This window comes from Streptomyces sp. NPDC096012, from assembly GCF_040426375.1.
GTDB lineage: Bacteria > Actinomycetota > Actinomycetes > Streptomycetales > Streptomycetaceae > Streptomyces.
Map to the genome: position 1 here is coordinate 292971 of NZ_JBEOTD010000002.1, position 14573 is coordinate 307543.

At 72.8% G+C, this 14573-nt stretch carries 11 protein-coding genes; 8 read left to right on the plus strand and 3 right to left on the minus strand.

Annotated features, from left to right (window positions below):
• Nucleotides 1–19: 19 nt before the first annotated feature.
• Both ABVB68_RS03725 and ABVB68_RS03730 read right to left on the minus strand, forming a co-directional pair.
• Nucleotides 20–766, minus strand: coding sequence for an aquaporin (locus ABVB68_RS03725; RefSeq protein WP_353599379.1), 747 nt, complete (start codon nucleotides 764–766; stop codon nucleotides 20–22).
• Complete coding sequence (locus tag ABVB68_RS03730; protein WP_353599380.1) at nucleotides 763–1137, minus strand: ArsR/SmtB family transcription factor; 375 nt, start codon at nucleotides 1135–1137, stop codon at nucleotides 763–765. The genes ABVB68_RS03725 and ABVB68_RS03730 overlap by 4 nt, the downstream gene beginning before the upstream one ends.
• A gap of 107 nt (nucleotides 1138–1244) precedes the next feature.
• Here ABVB68_RS03730 and arsM point away from each other — a divergent pair, with 107 nt between their 5' ends.
• The 8 genes from arsM (at nucleotide 1245) to ABVB68_RS03770 (ending at nucleotide 13591) form a co-directional block, all read left to right on the plus strand.
• Nucleotides 1245–2045, plus strand: a complete 801-nt coding sequence (gene arsM / locus ABVB68_RS03735; protein ID WP_353599381.1) for an arsenite methyltransferase — start codon at nucleotides 1245–1247, stop codon at nucleotides 2043–2045.
• Nucleotides 2046–2438: 393 nt separating this feature from the next.
• Entirely contained in the window at nucleotides 2439–3473 is a 1035-nt protein-coding gene (locus tag ABVB68_RS03740) for a DUF2797 domain-containing protein (protein ID WP_353599382.1), read from the plus strand.
• A 579-nt stretch (nucleotides 3474–4052) separates the two neighbouring features.
• Complete coding sequence (locus ABVB68_RS03745; protein WP_353599383.1) at nucleotides 4053–4793, plus strand: response regulator transcription factor; 741 nt, start codon at nucleotides 4053–4055, stop codon at nucleotides 4791–4793.
• Between the two features lie 191 nt (nucleotides 4794–4984).
• Complete coding sequence (locus ABVB68_RS03750; protein WP_353599384.1) at nucleotides 4985–7012, plus strand: ATP-binding protein; 2028 nt, start codon at nucleotides 4985–4987, stop codon at nucleotides 7010–7012.
• Between the two features lie 14 nt (nucleotides 7013–7026).
• Nucleotides 7027–8625, plus strand: a complete 1599-nt coding sequence (locus tag ABVB68_RS03755) for a bifunctional glycosyltransferase family 2/GtrA family protein (protein WP_353599385.1) — start codon at nucleotides 7027–7029, stop codon at nucleotides 8623–8625.
• Nucleotides 8622–11042: an ArnT family glycosyltransferase gene (locus ABVB68_RS03760; RefSeq protein ID WP_353599386.1), complete on the plus strand. Its 2421-nt coding sequence runs from the start codon at nucleotides 8622–8624 to the stop codon at nucleotides 11040–11042. Before ABVB68_RS03755 ends, ABVB68_RS03760 begins: the two co-directional genes overlap by 4 nt.
• Nucleotides 11043–11292: 250 nt before the next feature.
• Entirely contained in the window at nucleotides 11293–12678 is a 1386-nt protein-coding gene (locus ABVB68_RS03765) for an MFS transporter (protein ID WP_353599387.1), read from the plus strand.
• A gap of 154 nt (nucleotides 12679–12832) precedes the next feature.
• Nucleotides 12833–13591: a TetR/AcrR family transcriptional regulator gene (locus tag ABVB68_RS03770; RefSeq protein ID WP_353599388.1), complete on the plus strand. Its 759-nt coding sequence runs from the start codon at nucleotides 12833–12835 to the stop codon at nucleotides 13589–13591.
• Nucleotides 13592–13822: 231 nt separating this feature from the next.
• Here the strand turns inward: ABVB68_RS03770 and ABVB68_RS03775 are convergent, their stop codons facing one another.
• Entirely contained in the window at nucleotides 13823–14293 is a 471-nt protein-coding gene (locus ABVB68_RS03775) for a PPOX class F420-dependent oxidoreductase (RefSeq protein WP_353599389.1), read from the minus strand.
• Between the last annotated feature and the right edge of the window lie 280 nt (nucleotides 14294–14573).

Here is a 14573-nt window from a genome sequence, read left to right on the forward strand (position 1 = left end):
TTCGAGAGAGCGGAGCGGATCAGGAGGAGGCGGGTCCGGGTTCCCCGTGCGGGACGACGACCGCGTCTGCGGCGGGTGCGGGTGCGGGTGCGGGAGGACCGTACAGAGCGATGACGGCCCCCAGTCCGAACACGGCTCCGGCCAGCTGGGCGGCGATGAACGGGGCGACGGAGGCGGGGGCGATTCCGGCGAAGGTGTCGGTGAGGGCCCGGCCGATGGTGACTGCCGGGTTCGCGAAGGAGGTGGAGGAGGTGAACCAGTAGGCGGCGCCGATGTACGAGGCCACGGCCACCGGCGCGAGGGAGGCATTGCCGGCGCGTTCGAGTCCGAAGATCAGCAGGATCAGCCCGGCGGTGGCGACGACCTCACCGAGCCACAGGTGGGAGTCGGACCGGTCGTGCGTGGACCACTCGACCAGCGGCTCGGCGAACATGGCGTCGGCCAGGACCGCCCCACCGATCGCTCCGGCGATCTGTGCGGGTACGTACGCGGCCACGTCCCGCAGGGTGAGGCCGTCGGCCCTGTGGCGGCCGGTGAACCAGGCGGCCAGGGTGACGGCCGGGTTGAAGTGCGCGCCCGAGACGGGGCCGAGCACGGCGATCAGCACGCCCAGGCCGAAGACGGTGGCGAGGGAGTTCGCGAGCAGTTGCACGCCCACGTCGCGCGACAACTCGGCGGCCTGGATACCGGAGCCGACCACCACCGCCACCAGCAGCCCGGTGCCGACGGCTTCGGCGGCGACGCGCCGGCCCAGGGGCGCGGTCACGCGCCGGCTCCGGCGGCCTGCGGCGCGGTCAGGAACGCGGCGAGCCGGTCCAGGACGCCGGGCAGCACCCAGTAGTACACCCAGGTTCCGCGACGCTCGCAGTCGATGAGCCCGGCCTGCCGGAGCAGCTTGAGGTGATGGGAGATCGTCGGCTGGGACAGGTCGAAGGCCGGTGTCAGCTCGCACACGCAGACCTCGCCGCCCTCACCGCGCGAGGCGATCATCGACATCAGCCGGAGCCGGACCGGGTCGCCCAGGGCCTTGAACGCCTTCGCCGGCCCCGCCGCCTGCGCCTCGTCCAGCGGCGCGGCGGAAAGTCCCGTGCAGCAGCCCGCGTCCTGCCCGGTCACCTCGAGCTCTTGTTTCGACATGCGTCTATGTTGACGTTTTTCGATTCAAGGCGCAACCTTGCATCAACGAACGTCGATACAGGCCGTTCCGGGGCGCCTCCATGCCCCCGTCCTCCTGGGAGTGAGTCATGCGCGAGCAGTCCACTGACCTGCGTGAAACCGTCCGCCGGCGCTATGCCGCGGCGGCCGTGAAAGTGACCGAAGGAGGCACCGCGTGCTGCGGGCCGCAGCCGGTAGAGGCCGACGAGAACTTCGGCTCGACCAGGTACGCCGCCGCCGAGCGCGACGCCCTGCCCGCCGAGGCCGTCGCCGCGTCCCTCGGCTGCGGCAACCCGACCGCCGTCGCGGAGCTGCGCGAGGGCGAACGCGTCCTCGACCTGGGGTCGGGCGGCGGCATCGACGTCCTGCTCTCCGCGCGACGCGTCGGCCCCACCGGCAAGGCGTACGGGGTGGACATGACCGACGAGATGCTGGCCCTGGCCCTGGCCAACGCCGAGAAGGCCGGCGCGACGAACGTCGAGTTCCTGAAGGGCACCATCGAGTCCATCCCGCTGCCCGCCAACACCATCGACGTGGTGATCTCCAACTGTGTGATCAACCTGTCCGTCGACAAGTCCGCCGTATTCGCCGAGACCTTCCGTGTCCTGAAGCCCGGCGGTCGCATCGGTGTCTCCGACGTCGTCGCCGACGACAGGCTCTCCCCCGAACAGCGCGCCGAGCGCGGTGACTACGTCGGCTGCATCGCCGGTGCACTGTCGTTCGCCGAATACCGCCGGGGACTGGAGGCGGCCGGCTTCACGAGCGTCGAGATCACTCCCACCCACCCCGTCGCCGACGGCATGCACTCCGCCATCGTCCGCGCCGTCAAGCCCGCGGGCGCGACCGAGGCGAACGGCCGCTCCGCGACCGGGGCTCCCCGACCGAGGTGAACGGCTGCTCCGCGATCGAGGTGAACGGCTGCTCCGCGACCGAAGCGAAGGGCCACTCTGCGACCGAGGGAAACGACTGCTCCGCGACCGCCGAGCGGCTCTGACCCGCCGGCCGGCGTTTTCCGGGCCGGGTCGGGTTGGTCCGTTCGACCACGTCCGCGCCGTTCGCGCGGGCGGAGTCGGGTCGGGCCGGCCGATCGCGTCGGCGTCGGTCGGCGTTTTCCGGGCCGGGTCGGTCCGTTCGGCCGCGTCCCCGTTCGCGCGGGCGGAGTCGGGTCGGTCCGGTGGATCGACTCGCCGTCGGCCGGTGTTTCCGGGCCGGGTCGGTCCGCTCGGCCGCGTCCCCGTTCGCGCGGGCGCCGTTGTCAGACCCGTCCCCTACGCTCGCGAGTGATGGCACAGGTGTGGAGGTGCTCGGGGCTGCGCTGGTCGCCGGAGGGTCCCGTGCTGGTGTGGGACGGCGGGCGGCGCAGTGTGCTGCCCCGGGGGAAGCGGATCGCCTTCGCGGTGCCGGAGGGCGGTGCGCGCACCTGCGTGGGGGCGCGGGGGAATCCCTGCCCGCTGCGGGTCACCGTGCCGGGACGCAGTACGGGGGCCCGGTGCGAGGAGTGCGCGCGCCTGGACCGGGCGCATTCGGTGGCCGCCGACACGATCGCCGACGATCCCCGGCCCTACCGCGTCTATCTGGCCTGGTTCGGCCCCGGCATGCTCAAGGTCGGCATCACCGCCGTCGAGCGGGGATCGGCCCGGCTGCTCGAGCAGGGCGCCGTCTGCTTCAGCTGGCTCGGCACCGGTCCGCTGATGGCCGCGCGTCGTACCGAGGAGCTGTTGCGGGCCGCGCTACGGGTGCCCGACCGGATTCCGTACGCCGAGAAGCGGGCGGTGCGGTCGCTGCTGCCGGGCACGGAGGCGGAGCGCGCAGCCGAGGTGCGCGAGCTGCACGCGCGGGCCGCGGCGCTCGCCGGGTGGCCGGAGTCCCTGCGTCCGGAACCGTGCCGGGTGACCGACCACCTGGCGGCGTTCGGGCTGGTGGGAAGCCCGGCGGCGCTCGGTGAGGTCGTGGAACTCGTGCCGGGCGGCGCCGTCAGCGGTGAGCTGGTCGCGGCGGCCGGACCCGACCTGCATCTGACGGCCGGGGCCCACCCGCATCCAACGGTCGGGGCCCACTCGCATCCAACAGCCCGGCGTGACCTGCGTCTGACGGCCGGGGCCCACCAGCATCCAGCGGCCTGGCATGACCCGCAGAGGGCGGCCGGCCCCGATCCGCATCCGGCGAGCCGCGCGGGTGGGGTCGTCGTCCTCGACACGCGGCTGATGACCGGCTGGGAGCTGCTGCCCGCGGCGCCGGGCGACGACGGATTGACCGTGCCGGTGGGCGCGTTCAGGACGGAGAGGGAAAAGGAGGGGGAGCAGGAGGGACTCTTCTGAGGAGAACGCGTCGAACCGGCGGGGACCTGCCCGGTGAGGCGCGGACCTGCCTGGTCACGCGGGGGCCTGCCCAGTGGCGCCGGTACTGCCTGGTCGCGCGGAGGCCTGCCCGGTGAGGCGGAGACCTGCCTGGTCACGCGGGGGCCTAGCCGGTCGCGCAGGGGCCTGTCCAGTGGCGCGGGGGCTTGCCCACTGGCGCCGGGACCTCCCCAGTCGAGCCGAGACCTGCCCCGTCGCGTCGGGAGCTGCCCAGTCGAGCCGGGAGCTGCACCGTCGTCCGCGGGCGCCCTGCGCCCTGCGTCTTGTGCCCTCGCGTCAGCGCGTCCCGCGGGCCGCTCCCCTCCTAACAGCCCCGCTCAGGCCGTCGCGTTCGCCTCCGCGGGTAGCCGTGCCACCGCCCCGATAGCCGTGCCACCGCCCCGAACGCCCGTAGCACTTCGCCGAGTTGGCCTCCGCGGACGGTGCCGGCGGCCCCAGTGCGCTTCCCGGCCCTCCTCCCGAGAGACGCCTGTGCGTTTCTCAGGAAAATCACAGAATCCGGAAAGTGTCTTCTCAGAGGGCCCCGACAAGGTGTCCAGCATGACCACGACCTCGCCCCAGGGGCGCACCGAACTGCTGAGGCCGGACGGGAGCCCCGTCCGGGTGCTTGTGGTGGACGATGAGCTGTCGATCACCGAACTGCTGAGCATGGCCCTGCGGTACGAGGGCTGGCAGATCCGCAGTGCGGCCGACGGGCAGGGGGCGATCCGGACGGCGCGTGAGTTCCGGCCCGACGCCGTCGTGCTCGACATGATGCTGCCCGACATGGACGGCCTGTCCGCCCTCGGCCGGCTGCGCCGGGAACTGCCGGACGTACCCGTGCTGTTCCTGACCGCCAAGGACGCGGTGGAGGACCGGATCGCCGGGCTCACCGCCGGCGGCGACGACTACGTCACCAAGCCGTTCAGCCTGGAGGAGGTCGTGGCCCGGCTGCGAGGGCTCATCCGCCGCTCCGGCGCCGCCGACCGGCGGTCGGAGTCCGTGCTCGTCGTGGGCGATCTGACGCTCGACGAGGACAGTCACGAGGTCTCGCGGGCCGGTCGGTCGATCCATCTGACCGCCACCGAGTTCGAACTGCTGCGCTTCCTGATGCGCAACCCGCGCCGTGTGCTCAGCAAGGCGCAGATCCTGGACCGCGTCTGGTCGTACGACTTCGGCGGCCAGGCCAACGTGGTCGAGCTGTACATCTCCTACCTGCGACGGAAGATCGACGCGGGCCGGGAGCCGATGATCCACACCCGGCGTGGGGCCGGTTACCTGATCAAGCCTGCCGTGTCATGACCGGACGACGCCGGCCGCGGTGGCGGAACGGCCGGGCGGAACAGCCGCGTCGGCGGTGGCGGAAGGGGCATGCGGAACAGCCGTGTCGGCGGTGGCGGAAGGGGCGCGCGGGAGCACCGGGGGCCCCGTCGCGGAAGGGACCGGCGCCTCGGCCGCGTACCCGGGTGGCGAAGCGGCGTCCGCGTATCGCGGTGGCGAAACGGCGTCCGCGCGCGTGGTCGCGGAAGTGGCGGGCAGGACAGCCCCGAACCCTGCGGGCCCGGCTCGTCGTCGCCTCGGTGGTGCTGATCGCCGTCGTCTGCGCGGTGATCGGCGCCGTGACCACGCTCGCGCTGCGCACCCATCTGTACGACCAACTGGACGACAAGGTGACCGACATCGCCATGCGGGCGACGGGCGGCCGCCTGCCGAACCCGGGTGGCAGATCACCCACCGCCCCGTCCGACGCCGTCTCGTCGTCGCAGTCACAGATGCAGTCGCAGACACAGAAGCAGTCGCAGGCAAAGAAGCAGTCGCAACCGCAGTCACAGTCACAGATTCAGCCGCAGCCGCAGCCGCAGCCGCAGAACAGCGGCGCACCCAGCGACAGGATCGGGCGCCTCCTCACCATCGGGCCGACGCAGGCCGACACCGTCGCGGCGTACCTGGAGAAGGGCTCGATCACGGACGCCGCCAAGGCGGTGCAGCTGAAGAACAGTTACGGCGGCTTCCGAGCGATGGCCACCGCCGACCTCGACGCCGCGCAGCGCAGGACGCTCGCCACGGTGCCCAGGGACGGCGCCGCGCACCCGGTGCGGCTGCCCGGGCTCGGCAGCTACCTCGCCAAGTACCGCGCCGGCCCCGGGGGCGCCTACTACGTCGCCCTGCCCACCAAGGACGTCGACGACAACATCGACACCCTGATCCTCGTCGAGATCTGTGTCACCGCAGCCGGCCTGATCGCGGCCGGCCTCGCCGGCACCGTCATCGTCGGCATCGCCACCCGCCCGCTCCGCAGGGTCGCCCACACCGCCACCCGGGTCTCCGAACTCCCGCTGCACACCGGCGAGGTCGAGCTCAGCGAGCGGGTCCCGGAGTCCGAGTGCGACCCGCACACCGAGGTCGGACAGGTCGGCGCCGCGCTCAACCGCATGCTCGAGCACGTCCACGGCGCCCTGCACGCCCGCCAGCAGAGCGAGACGCGGGTACGCCAGTTCGTGGCCGACGCCAGTCACGAGCTGCGCACCCCCCTCGCCTCCATCCGCGGGTACGCCGAACTGACCAGGCGCGGGCGCGAGCAGGTCGGCCCCGACACCCGGCACGCCCTCGGGCGGATCGAGTCCGAGGCGGACCGGATGACGCTGCTCGTCGAGGACCTGCTGCTGCTCGCCCGGCTCGACGCCGGACGGCCGCTGCGGTTCGCGCCGACCGATCTCCTCCCGCTCGTCGTGGACGCGGTCAGCGACGCCCGCGCGGCCGGCATGGACCACAACTGGCGGCTACACCTGCCCGGGGAGCCCGCGACCGTCTCCGCGGACGCCACCCGGTTGCAGCAGGTGCTGGTCAACCTGCTGGGCAACGCCCGCACCCACACGCCGCCGGGTACGACCGTCACCGCCCGCGTGCAGCGGCGCGGGCCGTGGACGTGCGTCGACGTCGAGGACGACGGGCCGGGCATTCCGCAGGATCTGCTGCCGCACGTGTTCGAGCGGTTCGCGCGGGGCGACTCCGCGCGCTCCCGGGCCACCGGGTCCACCGGGTCCACCGGCCTCGGGCTCGCCATCGTGCAGGCCGTCGCGACCGCGCACGGCGGTGCGGTGACCGTGGACAGCGTTCCGGGGCGCACGGTGTTCACCGTGCACCTGCCCGCACTCGTCCCCGCCGCCGAGCTGCTCGATCTCGCCGCCGAGCCGTTCGTCGCCGCTGAGCCGTTCGTCCCGGGTGCGGAGCTTCCTCTCACCGCCGCCGAGCCACTCGTCCCCACCGCCGAGCCGCTCGATCTCGCCGCCGAGCCGCTCGTCCCCGTTGTTGAGCCGCTCGATCCCGCCGCTCAGCCACTCGTCCCGGGTGCGGAGCCTCTCCTCCCGGCCGCCGAGCCGCTTGTTTCTGATGCGCAGTCGCTTCTCCGGGCTGCCGAGCCGCCCGTGCCGAACGCCGCCCCGCCAGTGCCCGAGGCCGGGCGGGGAGCGCACTCACAGGCTCGGCACAGGGCCACCACACGGGCGGGACAGGGCGTCTGACGAGAGTCGGTGCCATGCCAACCGACTCTTCTTCCGGCACACTGCCGGCGCGGGAGCACCTCCCGGCCGGCGACGCCGGTACGCCTGTCCTGGACGTAGTGATCCCGGTCCACAACGAGGAGAGGGACCTCGGGCCGTGCGTCCGCGGACTGCACGAGCACCTCACGCGCACCTTCCCGTACGCGTTCCGCATCACCGTCGCGGACAACGCCTCCACGGACACCACCCCGCTGGTGGCGGCCCGCCTGGCGGCCGAGCTGCCCGAGGTCACCGGCTTCCGCCTGGAGCAGAAGGGCCGCGGTCGCGCCCTGCGGACCGTGTGGTCCGCGTCCGAGGCGCCGATCCTCGCCTACATGGACGTCGACCTGTCCACCGACCTCAACGCCCTGCTGCCGCTGGTGGCGCCGCTGATCTCCGGTCACTCGGACCTCGCGATCGGCTCCCGGCTCACCCGCGGCTCCCGGGTCGTGCGCGGCCCCAAGCGGGAGTTCGTCAGCCGGACCTACAACCTGATCCTGCGCGGCTCACTCCAGGCACGCTTCTCGGACGCCCAGTGCGGCTTCAAGGCGATCCGGCGGGAGGTGGCGCGGGTACTGCTGCCGCTGGTGGAGGACACCGGATGGTTCTTCGACACCGAGATGCTGGTGCTCGCCGAACGGGCGGGCCTGCGCATCCACGAGGTGCCGGTGGACTGGGTCGACGACCCCGACTCCACCGTGCACATCGTGCGGACCGCCACCGACGACCTCAAGGGCGTGTGGCGGGTGGGCAGGGCACTGGCCACCGGTTCGCTGCCGCTGGACCGGCTGACCCGGCCCTTCGGGGACGATCCGCGCGACCGTGAACTGACCGGCGTGCCCAGCGGGCTGGCCCGCCAGCTCCTCGGCTTCTGTGTGGTCGGCGTGCTGTCGACCCTGTTCTACCTGCTGCTCTACAGCGTCTTCAGGCAGTACACCGGTTCGCAGGTGGCCAACGCGCTCGCGCTGCTGGTCTCCGCGGCGGCCAACACCGCCGCCAACCGCCGGCTCACCTTCGGGGTGCGGGGCCGGCGCGGCGCCGTCCGGCACCAGGCCCAGGGCCTGGTCGTCTTCGGCATCGGACTCGCCCTGACCAGCGGCTCCCTGGCCGCACTCGGTGCGGCCACCGACCACCCGGCGCACTCCACCGAGCTGGCCGTGCTCATCGCCGCCAACCTCGCGGCGACCGTCCTGCGGTTCCTGCTCCTGCGCGCCTGGGTCTTCCCGGACCGGACCGGCGCCGGTGCCGACGTCGAGGCCGGCGCCGGCCCGGTGGCGGCGACCCCGTCCGCGCAAAGACCGGTGCTGTACGGGCAGTTGCCGTACGGGCGGTCGTACCAGGAGTCGCCTGAGCAACCGTACGGGCAGCCTCGCGAGCCGTCGCCTGAGCAGTCGTACGAGCCGTCGCCCGAGCGGTCTTACGAGCAGCGGCCGTACGAGCAGTCGTACCCGCACCCAGAGCAGCAGCCGTATCGGCGGCCGTACCCGACCATCCAGGTCCGCGCCGGTGAAGCCGCGGACGGCAACCGGAGGGACGCCACCCTGCACCCGCAGCCCGTGCTCCCCCACGACACCGACCCGGGGGACCCCCGATGACCACGCACCACGACCCGTCGGCAGAGCAGAACGGCACCAATGGCGGTCCGGCCGCCTGGGGCCCTCCCCAGGCCGCCACTCCCGCGACCACCACCACCCCGGCGACCGCGACCAGCACCCCCGCGACCGCAACCGCGGCCACCACCAGCACCCCCGCGACCGCAACCGCGGCCACCACCACCGTCACCGCGACCACCACCCCCGCGACCGCCACCACCGCGACCGCGGCCACTGCGGCCGCCCCCGGGACCGGTGAGCCCCGGCCGCCGTTCGTGCGCGGACTGTGGCGCGGCCCTTCCGGGGACCCGCGCTGGGTGCGCCCGGCCTTCCTCGGCCTGCTGGCCGCCACCCTGCTGCTCTACCTGTACGACCTGAGCGCCTCCGGTTACGCCAACTCCTTCTATGCGGCGGCCGTCCAGGCGGGCAGTACGTCGTGGAAGGCGTTCTTCTTCGGCTCGCTGGACGCGGGCAACGCCATCACCGTCGACAAGCCACCGGCCTCGCTGTGGCCGATGGCGCTCTCGGTGCGGATCTTCGGGCTCCACTCCTGGGCGATCCTGGCGCCCGAGGTGCTGATGGGCGTGGCGGCCGTCGCCGTGGTCTACGCCGGTGTGCGCCGCCGGTTCAGCCCCGCGGCCGGTCTGATCGCGGGCGCGGTGCTCGCCCTCACCCCGGTCGCGGCGCTGATGTTCCGGTTCGACAACCCGGACGCGATGCTGGCCCTGCTGATGACCGTGGCCTGCTACCTGGTGGTCCGGGCCGTGGAGGACGGGCGTACGCGCTGGCTGGTGGGGGCCGGGGTCGCGATCGGACTGGCGTTCCTCACCAAGACGCTCCAGGCCTTCCTCATCCTGCCGCCGCTCGCGCTCGTGTACGCGGTCTGCGCTCCGGTGCCGATGAGGAAGCGCTTGGGCCAGCTGGCGGCGGCGACGCTCGCGCTGGTCGTCTCGGGCGGCTGGTGGGTCGCGATCGTGGAGCTGTGGCCGGCGTCCTCCCGCCCCTACATCGGCGGATCGCAGAACAACAGCTTCCTGGAGCTGACCTTCGGCTACAACGGGTTCGGCCGCCTGAACGGCGACGAGACCGGCAGCGTCGGCGGAGGCGGCCGCGGCGGTGGCGGCACCGGGATGTGGGGCGAGACCGGCTGGGACCGGATGTTCGACTCCGAGATCGGCGGCCAGATCTCCTGGCTCCTGCCCGCGGCTCTGATCCTGCTGGCGGCGGGCCTGGTGGCCACCCGCAAGCACGGGCGGACGTCCGTCACCCGTGCCTCGTTCCTCGTCTGGGGCGGCTCGCTGCTGATCACGATGGCTGTCTTCAGCTACATGGCGGGCATCTTCCACCAGTACTACACCGTGGCCCTCGCCCCCTATCTCGCCGCCGTGATCGGCATGGGCGCCGGGACGCTGTGGGAGAGGCGGCGCGAGCTGTGGGCAGCGATCACCCTCGCCGCCGCCGTGGTCGCGGCGGCGGCCTGGGGATACGTCCTGCTCAACCGCACCTCCGACTATCTGCCCTGGCTGAAGTGGCCGGTGCTGGTCGGCGGTCTGGCGGCGGCGCTCGGCCTGATCTTCGCCGGCCGGCTCCCACGGCGGCCGGCCCTCGTGGCGGCGGCATTGGGCCTCGTGGCCGCGCTGGCCGGACCGACCGCTTACACCCTCAGCACGCTCCAGCAGGGCCACACCGGTTCGATCGTCACGGCCGGTCCGGCGGGGGCGAGCATGATGGGCGGCCGGGGCGGCGGTCCGGGCGACGGTGGCGGCATACGCGGCGGCTTCGGCGGCGGCATGCCGGGCGCCCCGGGCCGGCAGAACGGCAACGGAGGCACCCCGGGCCAGAATCAGCAGGGGCAGCAGGGGCAGCAGAACGGCAATGGTCTACCTGGCGGCGGCTTCGGCGGTGGTCTGCCGGGTCGGCAGAACGGCAACGGAAGCACGGGGAACCAGCGGAACGGCAACGGAAGCACCGGGAACCAGCAGAACGGCAACGGCTTTCCCGGTGGCCGCGGGGGTGGGGGCGTTAGGGGAGGCGGCGGCGCCGGCGGCCTGCTGAACGGCGCGCGCGTGTCCGCCGAGGCCGAGAAGCTGCTGGAGAAGAACGCGTCCGCCTACACCTGGGTCGCCGCGTCCATCGGCTCCCAGAACGCGGCCGGCTACCAGCTCGCCACCGGTGACCCGGTGATGGCCATCGGCGGCTTCAACGGCACCGACCCCTCCCCGACACTGGCGCAGTTCAAGAAGTACGTGGCGGCAGGACGCATCCACTACTTCATCGCCGGCGGCGGCATGGGCGGCGGTGCGGGCGGCGCCGGCAGGGGCACGTCCTCCCAGATCAGCGCGTGGGTCCAGGGCAACTTCAAGAAGGTGACGGCCGGTTCGGCCACCTTCTACGACCTCACGCAGAAGACGGGCGACTGAGAGGCGAGCGGTGAGGAGGTGACCGGCCGGGGGTGAGCGGCGGGGAGGCGACCGGCGGGGAGGCGAGCTGCTGACAGACGCGCTGCCGGGAGGTGAGCGGTCGAGCTGCTGACCTGCCGAGTTGCCGACTTGCCGAACCACCGAGTTGCCGAACCGCCGAACCGCCGAACCGCCGGGCCGCCGGGCCGCCGAACCATCGGGCCGAGAAACACGTTGTACACCGTATAGTCACAGCTATACGGTGTACGGCATGTCCTCCTCCCACGCTCACCCGCGGCGCTGGCTGATCCTCGGCGTCATCTGCCTGGCCCAGCTCACCGTGCTGCTCGACAACACGGTCCTGAACGTGGCCATCCCCTCCCTGAAGCGCGAGCTGCACGCGGCGACCTCCGACATCCAGTGGATGATCAACGCCTACTCCCTGGTGCAGTCGGGCCTGCTGCTCACCGCGGGCAGCTCCGCCGACCGCTACGGCCGCAAGAAGATGCTGATGGCCGGGCTGGCGCTGTTCGGCATCGGCTCGCTCGTGGCCGGGTTCGCGGAGGGCACCGGCCAGTTGGTGGCCGCACGGGCCGGCATGGGCATCGGCGGCGCGCTGCTGCTGACCACCACGCTGGCCGTGGCCATGCAGATCTTCGCGCCCGAGGAGCAGCCGAAGGCCATCGGCGTCTGGAGCGCGGTCAACGCGCTGGGCTTCGCGGGCGGTCCGCTGATCGGCGGCTTCGTGCTCAACCACTTCTGGTGGGGCGCGATCTTCCTGATCAACATCCCGGTCGCCGCCCTTGGCCTGCTCGCGGTCGCGGTCCTCGTACCGGAGTCCAAGGCTCCGCGTGGCGACCGCCCCGATCCGCTCGGCGCGCTGCTGTCCACGATCGGCATGGCCTCGCTGGTGTACGCGATCATCTCCGGCCCGCGCCACGGCTGGACCTCGGGGCGCGTGCTCGGCACGGCGGCCGTGGCGCTCCTGGTGCTCGCGGTCTTCGCCTGGTGGGAGAGCCGGATCGACGAGCCGATGCTGGACCTGCACTTCTTCCGCAACCGGCGGTTCACCGGCGCGGTCGCCGGTGCCGTGCTCATCACGTTCGGCATGGGCGGGGCGCTGTTCCTGCTGACCCAGCACCTGCAGTTCGTCCTCGGCTACGGGCCGTTGGAGGCCGGTCTGCGCACCGCTCCGCTGGCGCTGACCGTCGTGGCGCTCAACTTCACCGGTCTCGCGGCGAAGTGGTCCGCGCGCCTGGGCACGCCGGTGTCGATAGCGCTCGGGATGGTGGTGATGTCTGCGGGGCTGGTGTCCCTCGCCCAGTTCGACACCGGGGGCTACGCCGGCACGCTGCTGGGGCTGGTGCTGATCGGTGCGGGATGCGCGATCGCCAACCCGGCCATGGCGCACGCCATCATGAGCGCGATCCCTCCGGAGCGGGCCGGAGTGGGCGCGGGGATCAACGGTACGTTGGCCGAGTTCGGCAACGGGCTCGGAGTGGCCGTGCTCGGCGCCGTGCTCAGCTCGTCCGTGGCCTCGGGGGAGTCGCTGTCCGCCGGGCTCGGGGCAGGCCAGCTGGTGGGGGCGGTCGCCGTGCTGGCCGGCGGACTGCTGGCGGCGGGACTGCTCCGCCGGGCGGAGCGAGTGGTCGCCTAGCGGCCGGGGGTATGGGTATGCGAGCGACCGCGGGCGGTCCGGGGCCGATCGGCCCCTCGCGCAGGCCGCTCCGCGGCGGCGGAGCGCCGTGGCCGCCTGGTCGCGGCGGTCCTGGCATCTTGATCAATGGGCGGAAATCGAGGAAGGTGCGCCGATGACGAAGACACCAGGTCGGTCGGCGCGGGACAGCGTGTGGCTGGAGGGCAGGACCCGCCGGGGCGGGCGGGGCGGGCAGCCCTCCGGGCTCGACCGGGAGCGGATCACCGAGGTGTCCGTACGGCTGCTGGACGCCGAAGGGCTCGCGAAGTTCTCCATGCGGCGGCTGGCCGGTGAGCTGAACGTCACCGCGATGTCCCTGTACTGGTACGTCGACACCAAGGACGACCTGCTCGAACTCGCACTGGACGCGGCCTTCGGCGAGCTGCGGCTGCCCGATCCGGGTGATGAGCGGGAGGACTGGCGGGAGCAGCTGCGGGCGCTGGCCGCCGACTACCGGGCGCTGCTGGTGCGCCATCCCTGGCTGTCGCCGCTGGCCGGGCGCTACCTCAACATCGGCCCGAACTCGCTCGCCTTCTCCCGTGTGGTCCAGCGAGTGGTCCGCCGGGCGGGGCTGCCCGCGCACGGGGTGATGGGGGCGATCGCGGCCGTCTTCCAGTTCGTGTACGGCTACGGCACGATCGAGAGCCACTTCTCGGCGCGGATCGAGAGCACCGGGCTGAGCCCCGAGGAGTACTTCGAGCAGGCCATGACGCTGGCGTCGGAGGACCCGGGGACCGCCGAGGTCATCGCGGAGTCCAAGGAGCTGATGGCGGCCCGCGGCGGGGACACCGTGGCGGAGATGCTGGAGCGCGACTTCACCTTCGCCCTGGACCTGCTGATCGCCGGCATCGAGGCGATGGTCGCCCGCGGCTGACCCCGTCCGTCGGCCCCGAGGCGATCTCGCCCGGGGCCGACCGTGAGCCGCCGACCGTGAGCCGCCGACCGTGAGCCGCCGACCGTGAGCCGCCGATCGTGAGCCGCCGATCGTGAGCCGCCGATCGTGAGCCGCCGATCGTGAGCCGCCGATCGTGAGCCGCCGATCGTGAGCCGCCGGTCCCCGTCCACCGAACGCCGCCGGTCCCGGTCCACCGAACGCCGCGCCCGGCTAGCGGCCGGGTGCCAGGTGTGCCGGGAAGCCGCCCGTGGCCACCGGGCCCCAGCGTTCCGGCGTCACCCGGATGATCGACTTGCCCTGCTCGATCATGGCCCGCCGGTACTCGTCCCAGTCGGGATGCTCGCCGGCGATGTTGCGGTAGTACTCCACGAGCGGTTCCACGGAGTCGGGTGCGTCGATGACCTCGGCCGAGCCGTCGATCTGCACCCAGGGGCCGTCCCACTCGTCGCTGAGGACGACGAGGGCGACCCGGTGGTCCCGCTTGGCGTTACGGGTCTTGGCGCGCTCGGGGTAGGTGGAGACCACGATCCGGCCGGAGTCGTCCACGCCACAGGTCAACGGGGAGGCCTGCGGGCTGCCGTCGGCGCGCCGGGTGATCAGCAGGGCGCGGTGCCGGGGGCGTACGAACTCCAGCAGCTCGTCCAGCGATACACGGGTGTTGGTCGCGATGTTCGGTGCCATGGGCGCAGCCTAGGGTGAACGCGCGCGTTCAGCCTGACCCTGCCGGGCGCAGGCTCACCCGTGTCCGCGCCCGCGGGGCCGCCGCCGGTGTCGTCCGCCCGGTCGCCCGTGTCCGCGCCCGCGGGGCCGCCGCCGGCGTCGTCCGCCGGTCACGCCCCCACCACCGGACGTCACTTCACCGCAATAGAGCAGCTAAAGTGCTGATGTTCTGTGCTCGCAGTCGGGAATGTGCTGCGGAGCTCTCCTGTGCACGGCCGTACGGTCGTGCCATTCGAGAGGT

Excerpts from the sequence above, each read along its gene's own strand:
- ABVB68_RS03745 (WP_353599383.1), top strand. The coding sequence starts at position 4,053 with ATGACCACGACCTCGCCCCAGGGGCGCACCGAACTGCTGAGGCCGGAC.
- ABVB68_RS03760 (WP_353599386.1), top strand. The coding sequence starts at position 8,622 with ATGACCACGCACCACGACCCGTCGGCAGAGCAGAACGGCACCAATGGC.
- ABVB68_RS03770 (WP_353599388.1), top strand. The coding sequence starts at position 12,833 with ATGACGAAGACACCAGGTCGGTCGGCGCGGGACAGCGTGTGGCTGGAG.
- ABVB68_RS03730 (WP_353599380.1), bottom strand. The coding sequence starts at position 1,137 with ATGTCGAAACAAGAGCTCGAGGTGACCGGGCAGGACGCGGGCTGCTGC.
- arsM (WP_353599381.1), top strand. The coding sequence starts at position 1,245 with ATGCGCGAGCAGTCCACTGACCTGCGTGAAACCGTCCGCCGGCGCTAT.
- ABVB68_RS03765 (WP_353599387.1), top strand. The coding sequence starts at position 11,293 with ATGTCCTCCTCCCACGCTCACCCGCGGCGCTGGCTGATCCTCGGCGTC.
- ABVB68_RS03775 (WP_353599389.1), bottom strand. The coding sequence starts at position 14,293 with ATGGCACCGAACATCGCGACCAACACCCGTGTATCGCTGGACGAGCTG.
- ABVB68_RS03740 (WP_353599382.1), top strand. The coding sequence starts at position 2,439 with ATGGCACAGGTGTGGAGGTGCTCGGGGCTGCGCTGGTCGCCGGAGGGT.
- ABVB68_RS03755 (WP_353599385.1), top strand. The coding sequence starts at position 7,027 with ATGCCAACCGACTCTTCTTCCGGCACACTGCCGGCGCGGGAGCACCTC.